General features: G+C 55.2%; 4 protein-coding genes. 2 read left to right on the forward strand and 2 right to left on the reverse strand.

What is annotated here, in order from left to right; genetic code table 11:
• Positions 1-1,485 (reverse strand): ABC transporter permease (locus Q0L39_RS10935; protein WP_296629145.1); only part of this gene is annotated, 1,485 nt, incomplete at its 3' end.
• Complete coding sequence (locus tag Q0L39_RS10940; RefSeq protein WP_296629147.1) at positions 1,482-2,234, reverse strand: ABC transporter ATP-binding protein; 753 nt, start codon at positions 2,232-2,234, stop codon at positions 1,482-1,484. The genes Q0L39_RS10940 and Q0L39_RS10935, both read right to left, overlap by 4 nt.
• 199 nt (positions 2,235-2,433) lie before the next feature.
• Between Q0L39_RS10940 and Q0L39_RS10945 the strand changes: the two genes are divergently transcribed.
• Complete coding sequence (locus Q0L39_RS10945) at positions 2,434-3,147, forward strand: LytTR family DNA-binding domain-containing protein (protein WP_296629148.1); 714 nt, start codon at positions 2,434-2,436, stop codon at positions 3,145-3,147.
• A gap of 5 nt (positions 3,148-3,152) precedes the next feature.
• On the forward strand, positions 3,153-4,343 hold a 1,191-nt coding region (locus Q0L39_RS10950), incomplete at its 3' end, for a sensor histidine kinase (protein WP_296629151.1).

Below are 4,343 nucleotides of genomic sequence, written 5' to 3' on the forward strand. Positions count from 1 at the left end.
GTGCAGCAGTGCCTTGGAAAAAGCATAGCTGTCATTTTCTGCGTTAAAGAGCACCTGCACTTCCTGCCAGTCGGGAGTAAGTCCCTGTGTGATGAAGGCATAGTCCTCGTCGCTCAGGACAAGGATGTCCTGAAACAGCTCGCTCGGCAGCGGCTCCGGCAGGGTGGTCACCGAAAGCGTCTGCATGGTGACCGGATTGGTCACAATGGAAATGTCCACACTGCCTCCGTAATAATCAAGCGTCGCCGCACATTCTCCTTTTTGGAGTACAAGGTCGTCGCCGGTGAGTGCGTTCCAGCTGGAAACCGAGAAGAATCGACGCTCCAGAAAGGCTTCCCGATACTCTTTGGTGTAGGTCGTGCCAAGCGGGCCTTCGGTTTCCACCTCGGCTTCGCCGTCCACTGCCAGCGAGGAGGAGGGCATCTGCACATAATCCACGATCTTTGCGCCAAAGTCGGAGGCCATCTGCTCCATCTCGGATTGGGTGAGCATCTCCTGATCGGCGCGGTAGAAAAACTGATAGCCGACCGGACGGTTTTCGATTTCCGCGCGGCCAGGGACAATCATCATCGGGGTATAGAAGGAGGCAAAGTAAGCGCCCGCCACCAATACAGTGACCACCAGCATGTTGCGGACGGTCTGCCTTCCCTGAAACTGCATCATGCCGCTTTCGATCAGATGGGTATAGCGGCTTTTACCCTTGTGCCAGCCTCCGACAACGGTATAGAGCAGCACCCAGTAAAGCCCGATCAGCGCCGGCAGATAAAACGGCGCCGTGAAGATGGACGGTGCGTACCAGTGCAGCACCCGCACACAAAAGCTCGGGACAAAGTATCCCAGCAGGCAGCCGACGGCAATCATCAGGATGCCGCCCCAGCCATACCAGCGGGCAACGGTGCGAACCGGTTCTGCGCGGTGGCTTTCCTGAATGATGTCCAGTACGTTGACCCGCGCAAGGAATCGCTTTAGCATCACAAGCAGCATACTCAGCACAAATAAAAGGAAGAGAAGGGGAATCAGGTAGGCGCGCAGGTCAAAGATCAGCGCCATCTCCGGCGTGTCCACCAACGACAGGCGAAACAGCGACCAGATGAGCCAGCACAGCGGCGTACCCAGAATCATGCCGGCGCCGCAGGAGGCGACGGCAAGCCGGATGACCTCGCGGCGCAGCTGCTGACCCAGCGTCCTGCGGCTGAGTCCCAGCGCCAGAAAGACGCCGCATTCTCTGGACTTGTAGCGGAAGAACAGTCCCGATGCGTAGACCGAAAAGGCAGCGCAGCCGATGACCGCCAGAATAAAAATCATCATGACCTGTTTGCGGGAGTCGCCGCCCTCTGGCAGGGTGTTCTGCACCGTTGGAGAGTACATCATCATGCAAAAGGCAGTGATCAGCAGACTTCCAAAGAACAGGCAGCCGGAAAGCAGTTTGTACTGTCCCTTGCCGTTTTTGCGCAGGGCAGAAAATACAGCACGAAGGTCCTTCATTCTCCCTTCACCTCACTTAATTCGCGGATGGCATCCAGCAGAGCATCCTGGAAGGTGCGGCGCTCCTGATTGGCACGCACCAGTGTTTTGCGCACGTTTCCGTCCTTGAGGATGACGACCCTGTCGCAGAAGCTGGCGGCAAAGGAGTCGTGGGTCACCATGAAGATGGTGGCGGAAAGCTCGTTCTTTGCGCGCAGGAAGGCGTCGATGACCGCCTGCGCGGACTTGGAGTCCAGATTGCCGGTCGGTTCGTCGGCCAAAATCAGCTCGGGATTGTTGATGAGGGCGCGGGCAACGGCAGTGCGCTGTCTTTCGCCGCCAGAGATGTCCGCAGGGTATTTGTTTTTGATGTGGGAGATGCCGAACAGGTCGCACAGCAGGTCGGCGCTTTTTTCCATCGAGGAGGAGATTTTCCCGCCGATGATGCGCGGCAGCATGATGTTGTCCCGAATGGTCAGTCCGTCCAGCAGCAAAAAGTCCTGAAAGACAAAGCCCAGCTTTTCGTTTCGCACATGCGCCATCCGCTCTTCATCGAGCGTCGCAAGATCGACGTCGCCCAATTCGATTTTGCCCGCATCGGACGGAATGTAGCAGGAAATGCAGTTGAGCAGGGTGGATTTGCCGGAGCCGGAAGGCCCCATGACGCCCACAAATTCTCCCTTCTGCACTTCCAGGGACACTCCTTTGAGCACCTCATATTTTTCGCTGCCTACCTTGTAGGACTTGTGAAGATTCTGCACAGATAACATGGTATCGCTCCTTTCTTTACTTTTACGATACCACGCGCAATATCCGGCTGCAAATGGGGTTGTCATCTTTGGCAGCGGTGATGTAAACTTTAGAAGTGGGATGTCATAAACGACAGGTTTGATGTAAAGTTTTGTTTTGTAAATCCCTGCGGCTATGCTATAATAAATTGCAAAATAAACAGACGAAAGGAGCAGTTTCATGCTCTCGATTGGAATTTGTGATGACAGCCAGGACAACCGCCAAAGCCTGCGGTGGCTTCTGGAAAGTATCCTGGAAGGAAAAAATATCGAACATACCATCTTTGAGTTTTCCTCCGGCGAAACGCTGCTGCGTTGGGATGAGAAGCATCCCAACGAAATCGACCTTTTGTTTCTGGATATCGAGATGGGTAATCTAAACGGGATGGAAACAGCCGCTCAGCTGCGCCAGAAGCACAGCGCGCTGCAAATGGTGTTTGTCACCGGATCTTCGGACTATGTGTTTGACGGCTACCGCGTGGGAGCGTTGGGCTACCTGATGAAGCCTGCCAAGCGCGACCAGCTGGAGGAGATTCTCTCCCGCTTTTTGATGAAGCTCTGTCAGGAATCGCAGGCAGTGTACTCCTGTCGGGATGGCGACAGCTGGTTTCGTATCCCGTATAAGGAAATTTTGTACTTTGAATCGGACCGCCGCAAGGTTAACTGTGTGACCCAAAACCGAACCTACAGCTTTTATGGCAAACTCGACGAGGTGGAGCAGGAGCTGGAAGGCGCGGGCTTTGTCCGCATCCACCAGCGGTATCTGGTGCGTTCTGCCGCCATCCGCCAGCTGTGCGGCAGCGAGGTGCAGGTGGGCGATACCACCTTGCCCATCAGCCGCAGCTACCATTCGTCTGCGCTGCTTGCGCTGACCAGAACAACGCTGGAGGGATGATTTTCATGAACAACGCCCTCTTGTTTTTCCTGGGTCCCTATATCATTTTTGTCCTGCTCAACGGATATTTTCTGTACCGCACCTGTCTGCGTTTTACAGAGGTAAAGCCGCGCTGGTGGGCAAAAGCCCTGCTCTTTTCTGCGATGACCCTTTCCAGCGGCATGGTCATCTGGATTGGAGACAACAACTTTGCGATGACCTTTCCGTTTTATATCGCCGCTCTTTTCCTTGCCACCAAAGGAGACTGGCTGGGAAGGCTGACGGTGGGCGGCATCTTCTATTGTTTCATCATGTCGGTTTGTGCGATGTCCGACACCTACCTGATACCGCTGGACCGTTTTGGCCTGTACGATACGGTGTCGCGCATCGTGCGTCCGGTCGTTTTTGGCATCTTTTATCTGACGTTGCACCGTCAGCTCAAACGCCAGGCGGTTTGTCTGCCGCACCGATTGTGGAAGCTCTGCGCCGGACTGACCCTGCTGCCGCTGGTCACCCTGTCGGTCCTGATCCTGCCGGCGTACTGGATGCCCGACTCCACCCTGATTGAAAGTCTGACCTTGTTTCAGGGAATGTTCATCCTGCCGCTCTCGCTGATTTCTTCGGTGGTGCTGCTGCACAGCATCCTGATTCTGGCAGACTATGAACAAAAGGCACAGGCGGCTGCTCTTGCCGAGATGCGCGAGGTCTACTATCAGAGCTTGCAGAAGGAGCAGACGCAGGTGCGCACGCTGCGGCACGATCTGCGCAACCATCTGAATGCGGTGCTGGGACTGTTGGAGGAGAAGGAGACCGGCAAGGCGCAGGAATATCTTTCAAAGCTCACCGATTCTCCCGTTTTGCGGCGTTTCCGTCGGCTTTGTGACAACGAGATTGTCAATGTGGTGCTGACCTCCAAATGCGAGGAGATGGAACGGCTGGAGATTTGCGCTGACATCAAGATTGCGCTTCCCCAACAGCTGCCCTTTGCGGATACCGACCTGTGCGCACTGTTTGGCAATGCGCTGGATAATGCCATCGAGGCGACCCAAAGAGCAAAGAATAAAAAGATCACCCTCCGCTGTAAGGTGGAGTATGGGATGTTCATGCTGCTGGTGCAAAATCCGCTGGCAGGCGACGAGCACGCGGACTTGAGCACCACCAAGCAGGATAAATCGCTGCATGGCTTTGGGCTCAACGGTATGCGTGAGATCGTAACG

Source organism: uncultured Negativibacillus sp., assembly GCF_944388365.1.
Lineage (GTDB): Bacteria > Bacillota > Clostridia > Oscillospirales > Ruminococcaceae > Negativibacillus.

Bases quoted from the DNA above. Each gene is read 5' to 3' on its own strand.
- Q0L39_RS10940 (WP_296629147.1), bottom strand. From the start codon at position 2,234: ATGTTATCTGTGCAGAATCTTCACAAGTCCTACAAGGTAGGCAGCGAA.
- Q0L39_RS10945 (WP_296629148.1), top strand. From the start codon at position 2,434: ATGCTCTCGATTGGAATTTGTGATGACAGCCAGGACAACCGCCAAAGC.